General features: G+C 32.4%; 19 protein-coding genes and 1 pseudogene. 11 read left to right on the top strand and 9 right to left on the bottom strand.

Going from position 1 to position 22250, the window contains the following annotated elements; translation table 11 throughout:
• Positions 1-7: 7 nt before the first annotated feature.
• Positions 8-703 carry an OmpA family protein gene (locus OU788_RS06015; protein WP_274634319.1) on the bottom strand — a complete coding sequence of 232 codons (696 nt, stop codon included), beginning with the start codon at positions 701-703 and terminating at the stop codon, positions 8-10.
• Between the two features lie 15 nt (positions 704-718).
• A complete protein-coding gene (locus OU788_RS06010) occupies positions 719-1195 on the bottom strand; it encodes a lipocalin family protein (RefSeq protein ID WP_274634318.1) in 477 nt (158 codons plus the stop codon).
• Between the two features lie 247 nt (positions 1196-1442).
• On the opposite strand from OU788_RS06010, the gene rocD reads away from it, so the two are divergent.
• Positions 1443-2687: an ornithine--oxo-acid transaminase gene (rocD, locus tag OU788_RS06005; RefSeq protein ID WP_274634317.1), complete on the top strand. Its 1245-nt coding sequence runs from the start codon at positions 1443-1445 to the stop codon at positions 2685-2687.
• 55 nt (positions 2688-2742) lie between these two features.
• On the opposite strand, the gene OU788_RS06000 is transcribed toward rocD, so the two are convergent.
• Together OU788_RS06000 and OU788_RS05995 are read right to left on the bottom strand one after the other, a co-directional pair.
• A complete protein-coding gene (locus OU788_RS06000) occupies positions 2743-5724 on the bottom strand; it encodes a DEAD/DEAH box helicase (RefSeq protein ID WP_274634316.1) in 2982 nt (993 codons plus the stop codon).
• Between the two features lie 160 nt (positions 5725-5884).
• Positions 5885-6601, bottom strand: coding sequence for an RDD family protein (locus tag OU788_RS05995; RefSeq protein WP_274634315.1), 717 nt, complete (start codon positions 6599-6601; stop codon positions 5885-5887).
• Between the two features lie 118 nt (positions 6602-6719).
• Here OU788_RS05995 and OU788_RS05990 point away from each other — a divergent pair, with 118 nt between their 5' ends.
• The 6 genes from OU788_RS05990 to OU788_RS05965 all read left to right on the top strand — a co-directional run bounded on the left by OU788_RS05990 (position 6720) and on the right by OU788_RS05965 (position 12851).
• Complete coding sequence (locus OU788_RS05990; protein ID WP_274634314.1) at positions 6720-7685, top strand: stage II sporulation protein M; 966 nt, start codon at positions 6720-6722, stop codon at positions 7683-7685.
• Positions 7678-8529, top strand: coding sequence for a hypothetical protein (locus OU788_RS05985; RefSeq protein WP_274634313.1), 852 nt, complete (start codon positions 7678-7680; stop codon positions 8527-8529). Before OU788_RS05990 ends, OU788_RS05985 begins: the two co-directional genes overlap by 8 nt.
• 76 nt (positions 8530-8605) lie before the next feature.
• The gene (locus tag OU788_RS05980; RefSeq protein ID WP_274634312.1) at positions 8606-9268 is read left to right on the top strand and encodes a DUF4129 domain-containing protein; all 663 of its coding nucleotides are present in this window, start codon (positions 8606-8608) and stop codon (positions 9266-9268) included.
• Between the two features lies 1 nt (position 9269).
• On the top strand, positions 9270-10511 hold the full coding sequence (locus tag OU788_RS05975) for a DUF4350 domain-containing protein (RefSeq protein ID WP_274634311.1): 1242 nt from the start codon (positions 9270-9272) through the stop codon (positions 10509-10511).
• A gap of 1 nt (position 10512) precedes the next feature.
• Positions 10513-11517, top strand: a complete 1005-nt coding sequence (locus OU788_RS05970) for an AAA family ATPase (RefSeq protein WP_274634310.1) — start codon at positions 10513-10515, stop codon at positions 11515-11517.
• A 2-nt stretch (positions 11518-11519) separates the two neighbouring features.
• Positions 11520-12851 (top strand): DUF58 domain-containing protein, encoded by a 1332-nt coding sequence (locus tag OU788_RS05965; RefSeq protein ID WP_274634332.1) that lies wholly within the window; start codon positions 11520-11522, stop codon positions 12849-12851.
• A gap of 36 nt (positions 12852-12887) precedes the next feature.
• Here OU788_RS05965 and OU788_RS05960 read toward each other — a convergent pair whose 3' ends face one another.
• From OU788_RS05960 to OU788_RS05950, 3 genes are read right to left on the bottom strand one after another with little or no spacing between them, the layout of a single operon-like run.
• Complete coding sequence (locus tag OU788_RS05960) at positions 12888-13205, bottom strand: CCC motif membrane protein (protein ID WP_274634309.1); 318 nt, start codon at positions 13203-13205, stop codon at positions 12888-12890.
• Positions 13206-13219: 14 nt separating this feature from the next.
• Complete coding sequence (locus OU788_RS05955; protein ID WP_028892546.1) at positions 13220-13513, bottom strand: DUF2752 domain-containing protein; 294 nt, start codon at positions 13511-13513, stop codon at positions 13220-13222.
• Between the two features lie 6 nt (positions 13514-13519).
• Positions 13520-13843, bottom strand: a complete 324-nt coding sequence (locus OU788_RS05950) for a YbaB/EbfC family nucleoid-associated protein (RefSeq protein ID WP_274634308.1) — start codon at positions 13841-13843, stop codon at positions 13520-13522.
• A gap of 139 nt (positions 13844-13982) precedes the next feature.
• Between OU788_RS05950 and OU788_RS05945 the strand changes: the two are divergent.
• Positions 13983-16063: pseudogene (locus OU788_RS05945) on the top strand (S9 family peptidase).
• A 114-nt stretch (positions 16064-16177) separates the two neighbouring features.
• A complete protein-coding gene (locus tag OU788_RS05940) occupies positions 16178-17173 on the top strand; it encodes a PLP-dependent cysteine synthase family protein (protein ID WP_274634307.1) in 996 nt (331 codons plus the stop codon).
• 162 nt (positions 17174-17335) lie between these two features.
• Here the strand turns inward: OU788_RS05940 and OU788_RS05935 are convergent, their stop codons facing one another.
• Positions 17336-18163, bottom strand: coding sequence for an alpha/beta hydrolase family protein (locus OU788_RS05935; protein ID WP_274634306.1), 828 nt, complete (start codon positions 18161-18163; stop codon positions 17336-17338).
• Positions 18164-18212: 49 nt separating this feature from the next.
• Complete coding sequence (locus tag OU788_RS05930) at positions 18213-19469, bottom strand: exo-beta-N-acetylmuramidase NamZ family protein (RefSeq protein WP_274634305.1); 1257 nt, start codon at positions 19467-19469, stop codon at positions 18213-18215.
• Positions 19470-19605: 136 nt separating this feature from the next.
• Between OU788_RS05930 and OU788_RS05925 the strand changes: the two genes are divergently transcribed.
• Together OU788_RS05925 and OU788_RS05920 are read left to right on the top strand one after the other, a co-directional pair.
• Complete coding sequence (locus OU788_RS05925) at positions 19606-20841, top strand: ABC transporter permease (protein WP_274634304.1); 1236 nt, start codon at positions 19606-19608, stop codon at positions 20839-20841.
• Positions 20842-20863: 22 nt separating this feature from the next.
• Complete coding sequence (locus OU788_RS05920; protein WP_274634303.1) at positions 20864-22222, top strand: pyridoxal-phosphate dependent enzyme; 1359 nt, start codon at positions 20864-20866, stop codon at positions 22220-22222.
• Positions 22223-22250: the final 28 nt, after the last annotated feature.

Here is a 22250-nt window from a genome sequence, read left to right as displayed (position 1 = left end):
TTTTTGATTATTGACCAGCTTCTTTTTTAGCTTCTTGAATCATTTGTTCGTTAGCAACGATTGCAAATTCAACACGTCTGTTTTTACTTCTACCTTCAGCAGTTTCGTTAGTAGCGATAGGGTCGTTAACACCTAAACCTTTGGTTTCAAAACGGCTGTTGTTTAATCCTTTGCTAGCTAAATAATTTTTTACAGAATTAGCTCTTTTTTCAGAAAGTGTTTGGTTGTACTCAACAGCACCAGTGCTATCTGTATATCCGTAAATTACAATATCTGTGTTTTGATAGTCTTTAAAAACAGGAACTAACTTGTCTAAATTCGCTTTAGCTGTTGAAGTTAAACTAGCTTTGTTAGTATCGAAACGCACCGCATTTTCTCCTAGTGTAAGTTTAATACCTTCACCAACTCTTTCTACTTCTGCACCAGGTAAAGCTTCTTCAATTTCACGAGCTTGTTTGTCCATTTGGTTACCGATTACACCACCAGCAACTCCACCAACAACACCACCTAAAATGGCACCAAGTTCAGAGTTGTTTCCGCTACCTACATTGTTACCTATCACAGCACCTATTACAGCTCCAGCCGTAGTACCAATAACAGCTCCTTTTTGAGTGTTGTTAGCATTCTGGATAGATTTGCAAGAAGTGAAAATACTACCTACTAAAAATAAAATAGATAAACTATAAATGATTGATTTTTTCATAATGCTTTTTATTAATTATTGTCTTTGAAATGAATATGTAATGTCTTTTACTTGTCCTGCAACGTTAACTTTGTCAATTAAATCAAAACTAGTTTCAGTAACGTTTCGTAAGCCTAAAGTATATCCAGTATTAACGTCTTTAGCTTTGTGATTATTGATGATTTTTAATACAAAGTTTCCATCTTTATTCACATACCAAGTAATTGGAGAGTTAAAATCTTTACAATCGGTACTAGGATTGTTTAAACTCATTTCTCCTTTGTTATTGTTTGAAACAAAACTCCAGTTACTACCAATAAAACAGCTAGAATCTTCTAAATTGAATGAGTTTACTTTTAAGTACTCTGATCCAGGAAAGTTAACCGAAGTAATTATCCAGTTACCTTTTAGCATTCGCTCGGTTTTGTTGTCTAGTTTTGTGTTGGTTACAGATGTTGATTTACATCCAATTACAGCTGCAGAAAGCAGTAATAAAAAAAGGATTCTTTTCATAAAATGATATTTAGTTAATTTCCTTAAAGATAAAAAAACTATTTAACCTTGCTTTTATTGTTTATTACAAAAAAGTTAAGCTGTTTTGTTTTTTAGACACACTAAACCTGAATAAAGTCACTTAAATTTGATAATTTTGTAGTTAGGGATGATTTCTTTCCCACGCTGAATTTTCGAAACTTCTTTTTCGAAAGGATAAAGGTAGATAAGGAATGGTTATTTTATAAATTTAAAAAAATTAAGAAAAATGGCTGTTTTAGACCAATTAACTTCGCAACAAGCGATCGACTTAGAAAACAAATACGGAGCGCATAACTATCACCCATTACCTGTAGTATTAAGTAAAGGAGAAGGAGTGTATGTGTGGGATGTTGAAGGAAAAAAATACTACGATTTTTTATCGGCTTACTCTGCAGTAAATCAAGGACATTGTCACCCTAAAATTGTAGGAGCAATGGTGAATCAAGCGCAAACTTTAACCTTAACTTCTCGTGCATTTTATAACGATATGTTAGGTAAATATGAAAAATTTGCAACTGAGTACTTCGGATTTGATAAATTATTACCAATGAATACAGGTGCTGAAGCTGTTGAAACTGCTTTAAAGATTTGTAGAAAATGGGCATACGAAGTAAAAGGAATCAATGAAAATGAGGCACAAATAATTGTATGTAAAAATAACTTCCACGGAAGAACAACTACAATTATTTCTTTTTCAAACGATCCTGTAGCTCGTAAGAACTTTGGTCCGTTTACTGACGGATTTATCAAAATTGAGTACGATAACTTACAAGCTTTAGAAGAAGCGTTAGAAAATAACGATAATATTGCTGGTTTTATGGCTGAACCAATTCAAGGGGAAGCTGGAGTATATGTGCCTTCTGAAGGATATTTAGCAGCTGCTAAAGCTTTATGTGAAAAGCACAATGTATTATTTATTGCTGATGAAGTTCAAACAGGAATAGCACGTACAGGAAAATTATTAGCAGTAAACCACGAAAATGTACAACCAGATATTTTAATTTTAGGAAAAGCATTAAGTGGAGGAGCGTATCCAGTATCCGCAGTATTAGCAAACGATAGCATTATGAATGTTATCAGACCTGGTAACCATGGTTCTACTTTTGGAGGAAATCCAGTAGCAGCAGCAGTAGCAATTGCAGCTTTAGAGGTAGTTAAAGATGAAAAGTTAGCTGAGAATGCTGAACGTTTAGGTAAAATCTTTAGAGAAGAATTAGCTGAATTTGCTAAGGAGAATGACTTAGTGACGTTAGTTCGTGGTAAAGGATTGTTAAATGCTGTTGTAATTAACGATACAGAAGATAGCTCAACTGCTTGGGATATTTGTATGAAATTACGTGATAACGGATTGTTAGCAAAACCAACACACGGAAACATTATCCGTTTTGCACCGCCATTAGTAATGAACGAAGAGCAATTAAGAGATTGTATTTCTATAATTAAAAACACAATTTCTGAGTTTAAAAAGTAAACTCAAAAAATGAATAGATAAAAAAAGGAGCAATTTATTGCTCCTTTTTTTATACCTAATTTACCATTTCATAAATATTTAAATGCTTTTTTAAGATTCCGGAGGGTGTGTTTTTAGTTTCATCAAAAATTCGGGTATCTCCAAACAAAATAAAGCTTTCCTTAGCTCTAGAAACTGCCACATTTAGCATGTTAGGTTTATTATCTTTTTCAAAAAACAAAGTACCTTCATCTTCATTGGAATATACAGAACTGAACAAAATGATGTTTCGTTCTGCTCCTTGTAAAGCGTGCACGGTACCTAGTTTAATGTCATTTACTTTATAACCAGCATCGGTTAATGCTTTTGATAATTCACCTTTTTGACTTGCAAAAGGCGTGATAATACCTAATACACTTTCAATAGAAGTTACATCATAGGCCTCCTGAATAGTTTCTTTGTTTTGTTGTAACCAAGATACGATGGCTTTTACTTCGGTAATATTGCAACGACTGTTATACTTACGCTCGCTAACCCCTTCGATATGATATGCCATCATTGATGGAAATGCTTGGTCTTCTTTAGCTTTTCCTTTCATTGGTTTTAAAATACCGTCATACGCTAGTTCGTTACAAAAGCTAATAATTTCATCATTACAACGTCTGTGTTCTAGCAAAACCAATCCTTGTTCGTTGTTGTTAGGTAGTGGAGTTTCAAATTCGCAGGCGTTTTGTGCCATTCTCATGATACTTCCGCTAGAAGCTAAAAAACCTAAATCTTCTAGATATTCATCGTTTTGATTTTCAATAATATTTAAGCTTGTTAGATTTCCTTGGTCAATTTTTTTAGGAATAGACCAAATAGGTTCAATTTGTTTTAAATCGCCTATCACAAAAGCTTTTTGAGCTAAAGAGAACACAGGAATACTAACTTCTGGAGTTACCTGACCTGCTTCGTCAATAATTAATAAATCTAAAAAGTTGTACAGCGGTAAGTATTCGAAAATAGGTTTTCCGTTTTCATTTTCTCCTTGAAACTGACTGTATAAAAAATGGCTAGGAGCCATATAAAAAGTAGCCACAAAACAAGGAGTTAGCATTGCTCTTCGTTTCCATCTTGCTTTTATAGCATTTTCACCAGTTCCTTTTTCGGTATCATGTTCTAGCATTTCTTTGGTCTCAAGTAACCATCTAGCCTCCCAATAGTGAGTTGCCAACAAAAAAGCTTTATGACGTAAATTAATGTCTAACTCATCGTAAAAGAAGCGTTGTGAGGCATCGTTTGATTTGAGTTTCTCATATTCATTATCCCACATTTCTTCTTCGGAAACAAAAGGGAACCCTTGAATGTCATTTTCATACTTCCAGTTTTTCAGTTTTAAATTAGACTGAAGTAACAAATTCATATGAGCAATACTTTCTTTGATAAAAGCAATCGCTTTTTTATTATCTGAAAGAACAGTGGTGTCAACTTTAAAAATATATTCAGAAGAATTGTTAGAAGTTGAAATTTGTGACTCTGAAACACAATAATGTTTCACTTTATCAATAAAGTCTACATCTTTTGAAGCAGATTTTAAATCGTTTAAAATGGTTCTCCATTCTTGTAGTTTAGAGATTTCAAACGTATTTTTTTGAATATAATCTTCTTCGCGTGCAAGTATGTTGTTGATGTTGTTTATTGAGTTAATATAATTGCTTGAAAACTCAACACCATCCGCTAAAATATTCTGAATAGCTATGATTTCCTCCTGTAAATGATAGCATACATCTTCTAGCGAGTTTGTTTCTGTATGGAAGTAATGACAATAATTGGTAAGAAAGTAATACTCTGCTTCAGAAACATATTTTTCATCTTCTAAATTACACAAGGTACCTTCATGTCCGAATAAATTTCCTTTTAAAAAATTAATGTCGGCTAAGTTTTTCTCACTCTTTGAGTTGGATGGAAGATAGGTTGCATATCCATTAAAATCAGGAATCCAACGGTCAGATAGTCCTTCCATAGAACTTTCAGAATTGATAAAACTATCAATAATATTGGTTACAGCTTGATTGTTGTTAGAGCAAGCGAGAATGATAGGAGCTTCTTCTCCCTCAATAGCAGCTCTTACAAATTCGGTGGCAACTAAACTTTGTAAAAGGGTGGTTTTACCAGTTCCAGGAGGTCCGTTTACTGCAGTAACTGCATTTTCTTCAGCTACCAAATACGACAACAATGTTTTACGTTGACTGACAGATAAAGGGAACTCGTTAGACATCTGCCCTAAATGCAAATGGTTATAATTTAAGAAATCATGATCAGTAATGGCTATTTTACGTTCTCTTGTATACGGATTGATAATTTTTGACAAAACAGGAAGTTCTTCTGTATTTTTCAATAAGTTTTCATATAGAAAAAGAATGCTTTTTGCGGTAGAAATTTTTGAGCTTAACGCAAAATAGGTCAACTCATATTTCGTGGTGTACTTATCAACTTGGTAGCGGTATAGGTTGCTATGTGTTATGGAAGTAAAAATGTCATTAATGTAGTTCCAGTACTCATCCCAAGGAACAGTTTCTTCTTCATTTTCAAAATCGGGAGATGCTAATTCTTTTGCATCTAAAACGGTATCGATAGAAGAAAAAATGAAATCATTTTTTACATCGGCAATAGGAGTGAGGTAATTGCGAACAATTAAAGGAAAAGCATCTTTAGGGGTTGATAAATTTCCTGAACGATTAACAATAGCACTAATCCAAAACGGATGAATAGTACGTTGTTTAAATTTTGTATTATCTGTTTGATATACTAAATGAAAAGGAGCTATTAATATTTTAGTTTCTTCTACCTTATGCCACTTAGGGTTGTCTTTTTTAGTTATTCCTTTTAATCGATTAATTCTACGTTCTTCAACATCTAGCAGTTGACTTGCTTGTTTAGAGTTGATGAGTGCGTTACTTAAATCGGAAGTTTTTTGATGAAAAAGGTTTTTTATTTTACTAATGTCGATAGCTAAATTTTCACTGTCAGATAAGCTGTTTTTATAATATTGAAGCCAGTTTTTCTCGTTGTTCATAGTTTTTCTCGTACCCTAGAATTGTAATTTTTTCAATAAGAAAGGTTACGAAAATAGTGTATTCAACGCCGTGAAAAATAGTTTCTATCAGCTTTTTATTAACGAAAAAAATAAGGAAGAGGATAGTAGGTTTGTTTTCAGTAAAATAAATGTTGAAAAATTATTGACGCGCGTAATAATGATAATCTTTAATCACAGTGTTTACAAATTCTGCTGGTTTTTGTTCAGAAGAAATTCCTGTGAGTTCGATAATTTTCGCATGCAGTTTTAAAATCACTTTATGATTTCTTTTTCTCATGGCGTCTTTATATACGTTTGAGATAGTGTGAATATCGTTATCAGTTAACAACGTAACTTGCGAGTAGGTAGGAGTGTAATTGTCAACTACATCACTAGCAATGGTGTCTTTTAAAGTAATTCTTTTCTTTTCAGATATTACAGTAGTTCCTGCAGCAATGTCACCTAAACGTTGCCCTTTTCCATTTAGTAAAATGGTTAGTACAGCAACCGAACCACTTGCCAATGTGAAATCTACAACTCGCAATAACCAACGAATTAAATAGCTTCCAAAAGTAGGTTTAGAACCGTCTAACTTTACCACTCTTGTTTGATTGAAATATTTTCCAGGTGTTTGTCCGTTCATTAAAATTTCAAAAATCAAGCTGTAAAAAAATATAGGTAATCCAAGTAGCATATATAAGCTCAGGTATTCCATACTAAAAGGAATATCTAACATTCCTATAATAATGGCAATGATGATATAATATCCGAAAATAAATAAAGCATCAATTAGGTATGAACCAATACGAGTGGTAACATGTGCCACATTTTGGCTAATAGCAATGTTCTGAGCAGTTTCTATTTGAAATTTATCCATGAATTAGTTTTTCAATTTTTTTATTGATATTTCTACAACTTTTTTTAGTTTAGCGAAGATAAAAATATTCTATGATTAAGGAAACTTCTCAACAAATACACTTTAATTTTTTGAGTAGATGAGAGAAGCTGCTTTTGTAAATAAAAACAAAGAAAAGTGGCAGCTTTTTGAAGATGCATTGTATCAAAAAACAATTATTTCTCCAGATAAATTATCAGATTTATATGTGGAGTTGACAGATGATTTAAGTTATGCCAAAACGTTTTATCCTAACGGAAATACGGTTGTATATCTAAATTCTATTGCTTCTGCTGCGCATCAAAAAATCTATAAAACAAAAAAAGAAAGTAAGAATAGATTTGCCAGTTTTTTTAAAACTGAGTTTCCTTTGATGTTTTATAGTTATCAAAAAGAACTGTTTGTTGCTTTTATCGTTTTTGCTTTTTTTACCATATGCGGAGTATTTTCAGCAGCGACTGATACCGATTTTGTACGTCTTATTTTAGGAGATAGTTATGTGAATATGACCTTAGAAAATATTGAAAAGGGAGATCCTATGGCTGTTTACAAAGATGCAAATGAAATTAATATGTTTGTAGGAATTACTATGAATAATATACGAGTTGCTATGTATGCCTTTGTATTAGGAATACTGTTTTCGGTAGGAACTTTATATATAATGATGCAAAACGGAATTATGTTAGGATCGTTTTTGTATTTCTTTTACGAAAAAGGTTTGTTTTGGGAATCTTCAAGAACTATTTGGATTCACGGAACCGTAGAAATATCAGTAATTGTAATTGCAGGTTGTGCAGGTTTGGTGTTGGGGAATAGTATATTATTTCCTAAAACCTATTCGCGATTAGAGTCGTTTAAAAGAGGAATGAAAGACGGATTGAAAATTATGGTAAGTACCGTTCCGTTTTTTATTGTAGCAGGTTTTTTAGAAGGGTTTGTCACTCGTCATACTGAAATGCCCGATTGGTTAGCTATTCTAATCATAGGAACTTCGCTAGCATTAATTATATTTTACTACGTTATATATCCAATTAAAGTTTATAAAAATCAACTAACACATGAATAAAGAATACATCGAGTTTAAAAGAGAAAGAGATTTAGGAAGTATTATTTCAGATGCTTTTAAATTTATCAGATTAGAAGGAAAACAATTCTTTTTATCTATTTTAAAAGTAGCTGCAATACCAATAGTTGTAGCTGTAGCTTCTATGATTTATTATATGATGTCTATGTCATCAATAATTACTGAAGACGCAAGTGCTGCCATTGGTATGATAGGATCGGTGTTTATTATGATGATAGCTTATTTAGTAGCTATTGTTTTTATAAACTTAGCGGGTATGTACTATATTAAATCTTATATAGATAACAAAGGAGTAGTGAATCAAGAAGAAGTTGTAACCAACACAAAAGCAAAATTTTGGTCGTTTACAGGTTTTGGTATTTTAGCAGGATTGATATTGTTTGCAAGTGCCATGTTATGTGTATTACCAGTATTTTATACTTGGCCAGCATTATCTTTAGGAGCTTCAATATTGGTTTTTCAAAATGAAACAGCTTCAGGAGCGGTAGGTAAATGTTTTAACTTTATTAGTGGGTATTTCTGGGAAGTTTTCGGAGTAGTTTTCGTGGTGTCTATTTTAGTAAGTGTTCTAGGATATGTATTCCAAATACCAGCAATGATTTATCAATTTGCAAAAATGGGATTAAGCATGGGAAGTGATGATCCAACAGAAGTTTTTGGGTTTTTTAGTGATCCTATTTACTTAATTTTAAATGTTGTTTCAATAGCAGGTCAACTAATGTTTTACTCAATAACATTAATCACTAACGTGTTTTTATACTTTGATGTTAACGAGAAAAAAAATTTAACAGGAACTATTGAAATAATTGATAGCTTAGGACAATAATCTTTTGAAACAGTTTCTTTTTTACATAACGTTTTTTATTTGCTCAATCGCAGTTTTTTCTCAGGAGGGAAAAACAGTGATTCAGTATGATGATACTATTATTGAGCAAAAGAAGTTTGATGCTCAAAAAATAGAAGAGTACAAACAAAAAGACGAGTTTATATATGTTGTAGAAAAAAGAGAACCTACCATTCTAGAGAAATTATGGGACTGGATAAAGCGAACTGTTATAAAAATACTCTCGTACGTTTTTGATGATATTACACCAGCAGTAGGATTTTTACGTGTTGTTTTAAAGATTTTACCTTACGTAATAGCAGGACTCGTACTTTTCTTCATTATTAAATTCTTTTTAAAAGTAAATGCAAGTAATATTATTGATGGTAAAAGAGTAAAACCTATCGTACATCTTTCGGAAGAAGAAGAATTGATAAAAGAAAAAGATTTACCAAAGTTAATAGAACAAGCTATTGATGAAGGAAACTATCAATTAGCAGTACGTTATTACTATTTATTACTACTGAAAAACTTATCAGACAAAGAGTTTATTTCTTGGCAACAAGAAAAAACAAATGAAGATTATATAAAGGAGTTGGCATCTAAACAACAATTACACGGTGATTTTAAAAAGTTAACCTATTTGTATGATTATGTATGGTACGGAGAGTTTTCAATCGATAAAGAAAAATTCATGCAAGCAGAAAGTAAGTTTAAAAATACCCTAGCTAAAATTTACTAATTTGGATAAGAAACTTAAAATATACATTGGTTTATTGGTGTTTATACTGCTTGGTATTATATATATCGAGTCTGTAAAGCCTAAAGAAATCAATTGGTATCCAAGTTATGCTGCTAAGCATAAGATTCCTTATGGTACGTATGTGTTGCATAAAGAAATGCCAAGTTTATTTCCGAAGAAAAAAGTAAAAGACATTCATCAAAATCCGTATACTTTTTTAAAAGATTCAACCAATAAGGGAACTTATTTTTTTGTTGATAATGCATTGAATTTTGGTGAAGATGAGTTTTCTGAACTGCTTAAGTTTGTAAAAAGAGGAAACAATGTTTTTATAGCTACAAACGGAGTACATATTGATACGTTACAAACAGAAACGAGTATTTTAACAACATCAGCTTTTGAAGAAAAAGCGTATCAAAAAATGAGTAACCCAATTTTTGGTGAAACAGAATATCATTTTGATAGGGATTTTTCTAAATTCTATTTTTCCGAAGTAGATACCCTGAACACTACTGTTTTAGGTGAGTTAGTGGTAAGAAATGAAAACGATTCTATCATCAGCAAAAAGCCAAATTACATCAAAGTAAAACACGGAAAAGGAAATTTCTATTTGCATACTTTTCCACAGGCTTTTACCAACTACAACATGTTGTTAAACAACAATTATGAGTATGTAGCAAATGTATTATCCTATATAAGTACTCCTCAAAAAAAAGGAGCTAATGCAAGTACTATAAATGGGGGTGAAAGTGCTGTTTTGTGGGATGCTTATTATAAAACAGGAAAAAGTAGTATTACTTCACCGATGCACTATATTTTATCAACCCCACCGTTAAAATGGGCATATTATATAGCGTTGATAGGCGTATTGTTTTTTATTATTTTTAAAGGAAAGCGAAATCAGCGATTAATCCCTGTAATTACACCGTTAAAAAATCAAACGTTGGCTTTTACGCGTACCATAGCAAATATGTATTATGAAAAGTCAGACCATAAAAATATAGCTGAGCATAAAATCAACTATTTTTTAGAGTATATAAGAGTTAAATACAGGCTATCAACTCTAAAGATAGATGAGAGTTTTTATAAAAATGTAGCTAATAGAAGTGGGAATTCTGAAGAAAATGTAAAAGAGTTGTTCCAGAAAATAAAACAAATACAATCAAAATCAAACATAACCGAAGATGATTTGATAGCCTTAAACAAAGCTATTGAAGATTTTAAAGCATATAAAAATAGTTAATATGGATACAGAAAATAATTCAGTAGAAACAACAAATGAGTTGTTTACAAGCAGAGTTGACTTGTCAAAATTAAAAGAAGCTGTTGTTAAGATTAAAGAGCAGTTAGGAAAAGTAATTGTAGGGCAAGAGGAGTTTATGGAGCTGTTATTAGTTTCTTTATTAGCTGATGGTCATGTGCTAATTGAAGGAGTTCCAGGGGTAGCTAAAACAGTAACTGCAAAATTATTGGCTAAAACAATTGCAACGGATTTTAGCCGAATCCAGTTTACACCAGACTTAATGCCTTCGGATGTGTTAGGAACTTCGGTTTTAAACATGAAAACTTCTGATTTTGAGTTTAAAAAAGGGCCGATTTTTTCCAATATTGTATTGATTGATGAAATCAACAGAGCGCCAGCTAAAACACAAGCGGCATTGTTTGAGGTGATGGAAGAAAAACAAATTACGATGGATGGTGAGCGTTACACAATGAATCCGCCATTTATGGTGTTGGCAACACAAAACCCAATAGAGCAGGAGGGAACCTATGCTTTACCAGAAGCGCAATTAGACCGTTTCTTATTCAAAATAAATGTTGGGTATCCAAGTTTAGATGAAGAAATACAAATTATTACTGCTCATAACGATCGTAAAGGGGCGTTACCACAAACTAAGGTGGAAGCTGTGTTAACTGAGTCAGAATTGTTAGAATACAGAAGTAAGGTTTTTGAGGTATTAGTAGAGGAAAAGATTATTAAATACATTGCTCAGTTAATTTCTAATACACGTAACAACGCGCATTTATTTTTAGGAGGTTCGCCAAGAGCAAGTATTGCGGTATTGATGGCTTCTAAAGCTTTTGCAGCGATTAACGGACGTGATTTTGTAATACCAGAAGACGTGAAGAAGAGTATTTATCCGGTATTGCGTCATAGAATCATGTTAACTCCAGAACGCGAAATGGAAGGAATGACTCCTGACAAAGTAATTGAAATGATTGTACAATCTGTTGAAGTTCCTAGGTAGTGATTCCATTCTTTAAATCGTTATACATACACAACCGCTTTTTTGTTTACATCAGCGTGGTTTCGGCATTGTTTTTAGTGTCGTTTTGGATTCCTGTGCTGTATTCTTTAGCATGGATGTTAGTATGGTTGTTTGTTATAGCGATGTGTATCGATCTAATCATTTTATATCGATTTAAAAACGGATTTTCAGCAAAGAGAATAGTATCAGAAAAACTGTCAAATTCGGATGATAATGAAATAGCGATTACACTTGAAAACAACTATCCGTTTCAAGTTTTTATTTCATTGATTGATGAGTTGCCAGCACAATTTCAAAAAAGAGATTTTGAGCATGCAATGTCTTTGAAGCCTGGAGAGAAATCAACTTATACCTACAGTGTTAGACCTGTTGAAAGAGGAGAATATAACTTTGGAAGAGTAAATGTGTTTGTGTCCTCTATTTTACAAGTGTTTTCTAAACGTTATACATTTTCTGCAGAGGAGAGTGTAAAAGTATATCCGTCTTACGTGCAAATGAAAAAGTACGAGTTTTTGGCAATGCACAATAACTTAACTGAGTTTGGTATGAAGAAAATCAGACGTATTGGACATACTATGGAGTTTGAGCAGATCAAAAATTATATTCCAGGAGATGATATACGTACGATAAATTGGAAAGCCACAGCAAAGAGAGGGGATTTGATGGTGAATCAATACCAAGATGAAAAATCGCAGCCTATTTATTCGATGATTGATTTAGGGCGTGTTATGAAAATGCCTTTTGAAGGATTGAAATTATTAGACTATGCGATAAATTCAACCTTAGCGTTTTCAAATATTGCTTTATTAAAAAATGACAAAGCAGGAATGCTAACGTTTTCTAAAAATGTAGAGAAAATAGTTGCAGCGAGTAGTAAGAAAACAAATTTATCAGTCATTAATGAAGAGTTATATAATATAACTACAGACTTTTCAGATGCTAATTATGCATTATTGTATGCTAATATTAAAAGGAAAATAAATCAGCGAAGCTTACTGATTTTATATACGAATTTTGAGCATATTTCAGCTTTAAAACGTCAATTACCTTACTTAAAGGTGATTGCTAAAAAACATCTATTGGTAACTGTTTTCTTTGAAAACACAGAGTTAGATACGTTAATTAAAGAAAATGCAGAAGATTTACAAAGTGTGTACCACAAAACGATTGCTGAGAAATACGCATACGAAAAACGTTTGATGATAAAAGAATTAGAGAAAAATGCAATACATGCTATTTTAACCAAGCCGCAGCATTTATCAGTTAATGTTATAAATAAGTACCTTGAGTTTAAAGCAAAAGGAATGATATAAAAAAAGCGACCAAATGGTCGCTTTTTTTGTGAGATATTATTGATATTGCTCTAATTGTCTATTGTATTCTTCCATAAGAACATCCCAATCTGTTGTAGCAACTCTGTAAATAGTCATTGATAAATAAATTGCATTTAATATTAAAGCAATCATAGCAACCGTTTTAGCTGTTTTTATAGATTTTATTGTAGCAGCATTATATTGCTCAGGGTTAGCTTCAGCTTCTTTTAGTTTACCGTTAGCCATAATAAAAGCTGGTAAAGCTAATACAATACCTAACCCAGCAAAACAGCAACATAAAAAACTGATGATTGATAATACGTAAATAACAGTAGGGTTGAATTGTTTTTCCATAGTTTTTCTAAAGTTTAAATTATTTGATTCATTTTTATTACATAGCTAATCACAATAATGGCTATGTTAACGATAGCCAATATACTGATTATTTTTTGAGCGTATTTTACTTTATAAAAGAAGTTAATAGCAACTACAAACGCTAAGGCTAGTAAGGTGTATATAGCGGGGTACATTTTAAAAGCCGCTATAAATTCCCCATGAAAAACTAAGCTTAACGCACGTTGTATGCCGCAGCCTAAACAATCCATTCCAAAGAACTGTTTGTTTAAGCAGGGTAGCATATAATCTTCTAATTGTAAAAACATAGCCTATTATTTAAACTTATCCATTCCAGGAATGTTTGGCATACCGCTTTTTGCAGCAATTGCTAATTCTTGTTCGTTAATTTCACCAGCACGCTTTAACGCTTTGTTTAAAGCTAAAATTAAGTAATCTTCTAGCTCTTCTTTATCTTCTAATAAAGATTCGTCAACAGTAATAGCTTTTATTTCTCTATTTGCCGTTACGGTAACTTTTACATTTCCATCAGCAATACTTTCATCAATTAAAACGGTATCTAAACGTTTTTTAGTTTCTTCTACTTTTTGTTGGGCTTCTTTTAATTTACCCATCATTCCAGAAATATCTCCGAACATAATCCTTTTATTTTTATGATTTACTTAACAACAAAAATAGTATTTTCACAAGAAATATAAACCAACTTTAAAAATGAAAAAATTAATGCTACCAGCTTTGGCATTTAGTCTTATTTTTGCGTCTTGTAAAAAGCAAGAAATGAAGAAAGATATCAAAGCTCCAGTTGCTGAAAAACAACCGACAAAGTTAGAGAAACATGGAGATGTTCGTACTGATGATTATTTTTGGATGCGTTTAACCGACGAGCAAAAAAATGCTGAGGTTAAAGATGAACAAACTCAAAAAGTATACGATTACCTAAACGCAGAGAATACTTATTATGATGAAATGACGAAAGAAACGAAAGAGTTTCAAGAAGAGTTGTTTCAAGAAATGAGCACGACGAGTCTGTTCCGTATAAAAAAGATGGGTATTTTTATATTACTCGTTACGAAAAAGGGCAACAGTACCCAATTCATAGCCGTAAAAAAGAAACTTTAGAGGCTGAGGAAGAAATCATGTTTAATGTGAATGATGAAGCTAAAGGGTATGATTATTTTCAGTTAGGAGGATTGAATGTGTCTCCAGATAATAAAATGATAGCTTTTGCTACAGATACAGTAAGCCGTCGTCAGTATTTTATCAGAATAAAAAACCTTGAAACAGGAGATATTTATAAAGATATCATCGAAAACACGACTGGAGGTTCTGTATGGGCAAATGATAATAAAACGTTGTTTTATGCTAAAAAAGATCCTGTAACATTACGTTCTTCAAAAATTTATAAACATACGTTGGGTTCTGATGCATCTTTAGATGAATTAGTATATGAGGAAAAAGATGATACGTTCGGAGCTTTTGTTACCAAGTCAAAATCTAAGGATTATATCATAATAGGTTCGTATAGTACAGTTTCTACAGAGTACCATGTATTAGACGCTAATAACCCTGATGGAGAATTACGTATTATTCAACCTCGTGAGCGAGATTTAGAATATGACGTAGCACATTATGGAGATCATTTTTACATCAAAACAAATAAAGATGGAGCGACTAACTTTAAGTTAATGAAAACTCCTGTAGATAAACCAGGAAAAGAAAACTGGGTAGATGTAATTCCTCATAGAGATGACACTTTATTTGAAGATTTTTCAATTTTTAAAGATTATTTAGTTTTAGAGGAAAGAAATGATGGATTGAATAAAATCCGTATCAAAAGATGGGATGGAACAGAAGATTACTACTTACCTTTTGATGAAGAAACCTATTCAGCAGGTGTATATGGAAATCCAGAATTTGATACTGAGGTAATCCGTTATTCATATAACTCAATGACAACTCCAAGTTCTGTGATTGATTTCAATATGAAAGACAAATCAAAAGAAATTAAAAAAGAACAAGAAGTTTTAGGAGGAAAGTTTGATAAGAACAATTACGTAAGTAAGCGTATTTGGGTACCTGCTCGTGATGGTAAAAAAGTAGCGTTATCAATTGTACACCATAAAGATACCAAGCTTGATAAAAACACGCCAATTTTACAATATGCATATGGTTCTTACGGATATACAATTAATGACGGATTCTCAACAACACGTTTAAGTTTATTAGATCGTGGATTTGTATATGCATTAGCGCATATTAGAGGAAGTCAGTATTTAGGACGTGAATGGTACGAAGATGGTAAAATGTTGAACAAGAAAAACACCTTTACCGATTTTATCGATTGTTCTAAATATTTAATAGATAACGGTTATACATCACCAGAGCATTTATATGCTATGGGAGGTTCTGCTGGAGGTTTATTAATGGGAGCTGTTATAAACATGAATCCAGAGTTATATAACGGAATAATTGCTGCAGTACCGTTTGTAGATGTAATTTCTACGATGTTAGATGATAGTATTCCATTAACAACAGGTGAGTATGATGAGTGGGGGAATCCTAACAATAAAGAATATTACGATTATATCAAATCGTATTCTCCATACGATCAAGTTGAAGCAAAGGCATATCCAAATATGTTAGTAACTACAGGTTTGCATGATAGCCAAGTACAATACTGGGAGCCAGCAAAATGGGTAGCTAAACTACGTGAGTTAAAAACGGATAATAATTTATTATTCTTACATACAAACATGGAAGCAGGTCACGGAGGAGCATCTGGAAGGTTTGATGCTTTAAAAGAAACTGCAGAAGAATACACGTTCTTTTTAATGTTAGAAGGTAAGTTAAAAAAATAATTATATTTTTGCGCTCGATTGAGTGTAAGTGTCATTGCGAAAGCAACGAACAATCTCAACAGATTTTTCGTGTCCGTTTTTCGTAATGACACTTTTTCTTATTTATAAAACATAATGAAAAGACATCAAGGTATAACCAATTCAATAATAGATTTAGTAGGTCAAACCCCCATGATTCAACTGCATCGAATTACCCAAGATTTACCGGGTACTTACTATGCAAAAGTTGAAGCTTTTAATCCAGGTCACTCTGCTAAAGATAGAATTGCATTGCATATCATAGAAACAGCAGAACAAAAAGGAATCGTAAAAGAAGGAGATATTATTGTTGAAACAACATCTGGTAACACAGGGTTTTCATTAGCAATGATTAGTATTGTAAAAGGATATCGATGTATTTTGGCAGTGAGTGATAAGTCTTCTCAAGACAAAATAGACATGTTAAAGTCTATGGGAGCAGAAGTACATGTTTGTCCTGCAAATGTTACTCCTGACGATCCTCGTTCGTATTACGAAGTAGCTAAAAGATTGCATAGAGAAAATCCAGGGTCTATTTATATCAATCAGTATTTTAATGAACTAAATATTGAAGCACATTATAAGAGTACGGGACCAGAAATTTGGGAACAAACCGAAGGAAAAGTAACCCACGTAGTTGCAGCAAGCGGGACAGGAGGTACAATTTCTGGAACTGCACGCTATTTAAAAGAACAGAATCCTGATATTCAAATTTTAGGAGTTGATGCCATGGGTTCTGTGATTAAAAAATACCACGAAACCGGTGAGTTTGACGCCAATGAAATCAGCCCTTATAAAATTGAAGGATTAGGTAAGAACTTAATTCCTACTTCCACCGATTTTGATGTAGTAGATGTGTACGAAAAAGTATCAGATAAAGAAGCTGCTTTAAAAGCGAGAGAATTAGTAAAAGCTGAAGGAATTTTTGCTGGATATACTTCAGGAGCAGCTTTACAAGCTACACAGCAATACGCAGATAACGGATTTTTTGATGAAAATAGTGTAGTGGTAGTAATTTTACCAGATCACGGTTCTCGTTATATGAACAAAATTTATTCTAATAAGTGGATGAAAGAGCAGGGGTTTTTATAGAGGCTAACTATATAAACTTGTAGTAAAAGATATAGATTATTAATACCCGTATTTTATTTCTTTAATCGTTTATCAAACCACTCTATTATTATCTCGTTCAATTCCGATTTATATTCTGAAAAGTAATGATCTGTATCAAACTTTTTTAATTCAAAGTCATATTTAATTTTTATTAGTTTTTTCTGCAATTCTATCGGCTTGTTCAGGGTTTACTCTTTTATCATTATTTCCACACAAAATTAAAAGACTACTATTTTTATCTAATTCGTCTGCCCAATAAATTACAGAACGTTTTTTTAATTCAGATTCTTTATTTTCTGAATAATTTGGTACACATTCTGCTATAACTTTTGATTCCATTTCTGGTCTATCGGAAATTAAACCAAATAAATCGGTAGGTCCATTCCCAACCACTGCTGTTTTTATTTTGTCTGATTTTTGAAGAGCCAAATAGGTCATTATTCCACCTCTCGACCAACCAAACATTCCAATACAATCCGAGTCAGCTTTTTTAATGTCTTTTATTATTTTAGTTAAATTTAACACGTCATTAATTTCCGCTCCTCCAAATTCATCTTTTTTTCGATAATTACTGCCAATAATTACATAACCTTGTTCAGCTAATTTTGAGGTATATATTATCATTGTCGCTAGCGTTAATTTTCCAAAGTGTCTGTTTCCACCACGATTAAAAATCACAACTGGATATTTTCCTTGATTTTTAGGTTCGATTAATAAACCTTTAACTTTTGAGTTGTCACTTTGATAAGTAATGAAATAGAAATTCAGTTTTTTTAAATGCTTAAAATTTGTTTTTAATTCATTGTTCTGAGAAATCTTATTCCAAATTGGTGTTTTTGATATATCGACTAATTTTTTCGAGAGTAATTTTTGGTTTTGAGTAAATCCAAAACTTATAGAAAAAAATAAGAATATTAAAATTAGAATTCTGTTCATTAATACAGTTAAAATGATTAAGGCACCCATCATTTCAATGATGATGTTTTAGATATCGAATTTAATTTTTCATTAAGTTAAATTACTCATACAACAAATACTGCTCACGTACTTTTTTAAAGTCATTTAAACCTTGTTGCCAACTTGCTTTAATTTCTTCTTCAGAAAGCCCTTGTTCAATTTGTTCTTGTAGTTTTTTAGTTCCTGCTAATTTGGTGAAAAAAGCATTGAAAAAATCTTTTTTAGGAGACTGTTCGTGCGCTTTTTTCAACCAACTAAGATCTAAGTTAGCTAAACGGTTGTGAGTGCTTAAATCTTCTCCAAAACATAGTTCTCCTTTATATTTTGGGTGTTTTGCTCCCTCATTCGGTTGCGGAGTAAAACTAAAACCAGTTTTTTCTAAATATGGTGAACCGTAAATTTGAAACTGTTTGTCAGTTCCTCTACCAGCAGAAACGTTTGTTCCTTCAAAAAAGCACAAACTAGGGTATAAGTTAATAGAAACATCATTCGGTAAATTAGGCGACGGTTTTATGGGTAAACTATAGGTTGATTGATGTGTGTAATTTTCTAAAGGAATTACTGTTAAATCGCATTTCGCTTCATTAGCCAACCATTTTTCTCCGTTAATCATTTGTCCGTACTCACCAATCGTCATACCATAAACAACAGGAACAGGATGCATCCCTACAAAACTTGTATGTTCAGGCTCTAACATGGGACCGTCAATATAATGTCCGTTCGGATTTGGTCTATCCAATAAAATCACAGGAATATTTGCCTCGGCACAAGCTTCCATCACATAATGTAATGTGGAAATATAGGTGTAAAAACGTGCGCCTACATCTTGAATGTCAAAAACAACAACATCAATTCCATTCAATTGTTCTGGTGAAGGTTTTTTATTTTTTCCGTATAAAGAAATAATCGGAATCCCTGTTTTTACATCTTTTCCATCAGCTATGGCTTCACCAGCATCCGCTTTTCCTCTAAAACCGTGCTCAGGAGCAAATACTTTTTGCACGTTAATTCCTTCGTAATTATGTAAATAATCAACTAAGTGATGTTGTACCATTTTAGACCCCATGATATTTGGAGCAACTTCAGCTCGTTGTAACACTTGTAAAACCGAGGTTTGATTGGCTACAATAGCAATGTTTTTATTTTTTAAAAGAGGAAGATAGGCTGTGGTTCTATCAGCACCCGTTTTAATAGTTTTTGGTTCTTCTTGTTTAGCTACTTCTTTAGTGGGTGATTTTTTTTGCGGTTGCGCACAAGAAGTAAGTTGAAAACTGAATACTAAAAAAAGGGAAAAAACGGAATTAAAAGAAAGCTTCATCTATAAAAAATTAAAAGATAAAGGTACAGATTTCTATTTTTTAAGAATAATAAAAGTTAAAGAATTAAAACCTAAGTATTCTTCTCTTTCTTTCCGTAAGAATTAGTTACTTTTGGTTTTGTAAAAAAGAAAACATTTGAATTTCGAACTATTTATAGCAAAACGAATCATTGCTGGAAAACAGTATAAAAGCAGTATTTCATCACCTATCATAACCATTGCAACCATTGCTATTGCACTTGGAGTGGCAATTATGCTGATTGCGGTATCAATAACCTCAGGTTTTCAGAACAAGGTTCGCGATAAAATGACCGGATTTAAAGGTCATATTCAAATTGTAAATTACGATAATAACAATTCGGATGTTTCTACAGTTCCGATTGATATTAATCAAGAGTTCTATCCAGAGTTTAAAAATATTGATGGAATAAAAAAAGTGCAACCTTTTGCCAATGTGGGAGGAATCATAAGAACTCCGTCCGATTTTGAAGGAATAATATTGAAAGGAGTTTCAGCCGATTATGATTTTACTTTTTTCAAAGAATGTTTGGTTGAAGGTCGCTTGCCTAACTTCAATCAAGAAAGAAATAGAGAAATTTTAATTTCAGAATCAATCGCTAATCGATTAAACTTTAAACTAAACGACACGATTCAAACATGGTTTGGTGCGGAAAATAGCCAAGTAAAATTCAAAAGAAGAAAACCCGTAATTGTTGGAATTTACAATACAGGTTTTGAGCAGTTTGATAAAATCATGGTGTTGGGTGATTTAAGAGAAGTGCAACAGATTATTCGTTGGGAGGAAAATCAAGTAGGAGGTTTTGAGGTGTTGATTGATGATTACGATGAGTTAAGACAAAAAGGAGACGAAGTATATTCAAGTATAGGAGCAACGTTAAACAGTATTACTATTGTTGATAATTATCCTGCAATTTTTGAATGGTTAAAGTTATTAGATAACAACGTATGGTTTATTATCGGAATTATGGTGTTAGTTGCAGGAATAAACATGGTAACAGCATTGTTGGTTCTTATCTTAGAACGTGTACAAATGGTTGGGATTTTAAAAGCCTTAGGAAGTGTAAATTGGAGCATCAGAAAAATATTTTTATACAATGCTTCGTATTTAATTTTAAAAGGATTGTTCTGGGGAAATCTTATCGGATTGAGTCTTCTTTTAATTCAGAAGTACACAAAATTAATAAGCTTAGATCCTGAAACCTATTATGTCTCTACGGTACCTGTAGATATTAATTTATTAGCGATTTTATTGTTAAATATAGGTACGCTAGCATTATGCTTTTTAATGTTGATTGTACCTTCATATATCATAACCAAAATCCGCCCTTCAAAATCCATTCGATTTGCTTAGTTTTGCATAACAATTACAAGATATGAAGTACGCAAAAAATATATTAGAAACTATTGGTAACACACCTTTAGTTCAATTAAACTCTGTAACAAAAGAAGTTGATGCTTTGGTGTTAGCTAAAGTAGAAACGTTTAACCCAGGAAACTCTGTAAAAGACCGTATGGCATTAAAAATGATTGAAGATGCTGAAGCAGATGGTCGTTTAAAACCAGGAGGTACCATTATTGAAGGTACTTCAGGAAATACAGGAATGGGGTTAGCTTTGGCTGCTATTGTAAAAGGGTACAAGTGTATTTTTGTAATTTCAGACAAGCAGTCAAAAGAAAAAATGGATATTCTGCGTGCAGTAGGAGCAGAGGTAGTTGTTTGTCCTACGAATGTAGAACCAGATGATCCTCGTTCATACTATTCGGTTTCTAAGCGTTTAGGTGAAGAAACTCCTAATTCTTGGTATGTGAACCAATATGACAATCCATCAAATGCGCAAGCGCATTACGAGCAAACAGGACCAGAAATTTGGGAACAAACTGATGGTAAAATCACACATTTTGTTGTTGGAGTAGGAACAGGAGGAACAGTTTCGGGTACTGCTAAATTTTTAAAAGAAAAGAATCCAAATATTAAAATTTGGGGAGTAGATACATATGGATCTGTATTTAAAAAATATCACGAAACAGGTATTTTTGATGAAAATGAAATCTATCCTTACATTACTGAAGGAATTGGAGAAGATATTTTACCTAAGAACGTTGATTTTTCTTTAATTGATGGGTTTACAAAAGTAACCGACAAAGATGCGGCTGTTTATACACGTAAGATAGCGAAAGAAGAAGGTATTTTTGTTGGAAACTCTGCAGGTTCAGCAATTAAAGGATTGTTACAGTTAAAAGACGAATTTAAACCAGATGATGTAGTAGTTGTGTTGTTTCACGATCATGGAAGTCGTTATGTAGGTAAAATGTTTAATGACGATTGGATGCGTGATAGAGGTTTCTTAGAAGAAGAAATTACAACTGCAGAAGATTTAATTAAAGATTATATCGAAAAACCGTTAGTAACTGTTCAAACAGAAGAGTTGGTTGCACATGCAATTGAGAGAATGCGTGCATTTAAAATATCACAGATTCCTGTAAGAGATGTAAATGGATTTGTAGGTTCTGTTGATGAATCTGCTTTGTTACATAGTTATTTAGAAGATAAAAATGTAGCAGACAAGCCTATTAAAGAAGTTATGGGTAAAGCATATCCTATAGTTAAAAAATCGGCTTCAATAGAAGAAGTATCTAAATTAATAGATAAAGATAGTCAAGCTGTATTGGTTGATTTAGAAAATGGGAAGTATCACATTGTCACTAAATACGACATTATCAGAGCAATATAAGTTGTAAAGTATTATAAAATCAAAAAGC

This window comes from Tenacibaculum sp. L6 (genome assembly GCF_028823685.1).
Taxonomy (GTDB): Bacteria; Bacteroidota; Bacteroidia; order Flavobacteriales; family Flavobacteriaceae; genus Polaribacter.
This window is presented reverse-complemented; position numbering and strand designations above follow the sequence as displayed.

Excerpts from the sequence above, each read along its gene's own strand:
- OU788_RS06015 (WP_274634319.1), bottom strand. The coding sequence starts at position 703 with ATGAAAAAATCAATCATTTATAGTTTATCTATTTTATTTTTAGTAGGT.
- OU788_RS06010 (WP_274634318.1), bottom strand. The coding sequence starts at position 1,195 with ATGAAAAGAATCCTTTTTTTATTACTGCTTTCTGCAGCTGTAATTGGA.
- rocD (WP_274634317.1), top strand. The coding sequence starts at position 1,443 with ATGGCTGTTTTAGACCAATTAACTTCGCAACAAGCGATCGACTTAGAA.
- OU788_RS06000 (WP_274634316.1), bottom strand. The coding sequence starts at position 5,724 with ATGAACAACGAGAAAAACTGGCTTCAATATTATAAAAACAGCTTATCT.
- OU788_RS05995 (WP_274634315.1), bottom strand. The coding sequence starts at position 6,601 with ATGGATAAATTTCAAATAGAAACTGCTCAGAACATTGCTATTAGCCAA.
- OU788_RS05990 (WP_274634314.1), top strand. The coding sequence starts at position 6,720 with ATGAGAGAAGCTGCTTTTGTAAATAAAAACAAAGAAAAGTGGCAGCTT.
- OU788_RS05985 (WP_274634313.1), top strand. The coding sequence starts at position 7,678 with ATGAATAAAGAATACATCGAGTTTAAAAGAGAAAGAGATTTAGGAAGT.
- OU788_RS05970 (WP_274634310.1), top strand. The coding sequence starts at position 10,513 with ATGGATACAGAAAATAATTCAGTAGAAACAACAAATGAGTTGTTTACA.
- OU788_RS05960 (WP_274634309.1), bottom strand. The coding sequence starts at position 13,205 with ATGGAAAAACAATTCAACCCTACTGTTATTTACGTATTATCAATCATC.
- OU788_RS05955 (WP_028892546.1), bottom strand. The coding sequence starts at position 13,513 with ATGTTTTTACAATTAGAAGATTATATGCTACCCTGCTTAAACAAACAG.
- OU788_RS05950 (WP_274634308.1), bottom strand. The coding sequence starts at position 13,843 with ATGTTCGGAGATATTTCTGGAATGATGGGTAAATTAAAAGAAGCCCAA.
- OU788_RS05940 (WP_274634307.1), top strand. The coding sequence starts at position 16,178 with ATGAAAAGACATCAAGGTATAACCAATTCAATAATAGATTTAGTAGGT.
- OU788_RS05935 (WP_274634306.1), bottom strand. The coding sequence starts at position 18,163 with ATGATGGGTGCCTTAATCATTTTAACTGTATTAATGAACAGAATTCTA.
- OU788_RS05930 (WP_274634305.1), bottom strand. The coding sequence starts at position 19,469 with ATGAAGCTTTCTTTTAATTCCGTTTTTTCCCTTTTTTTAGTATTCAGT.
- OU788_RS05920 (WP_274634303.1), top strand. The coding sequence starts at position 20,864 with ATGAAGTACGCAAAAAATATATTAGAAACTATTGGTAACACACCTTTA.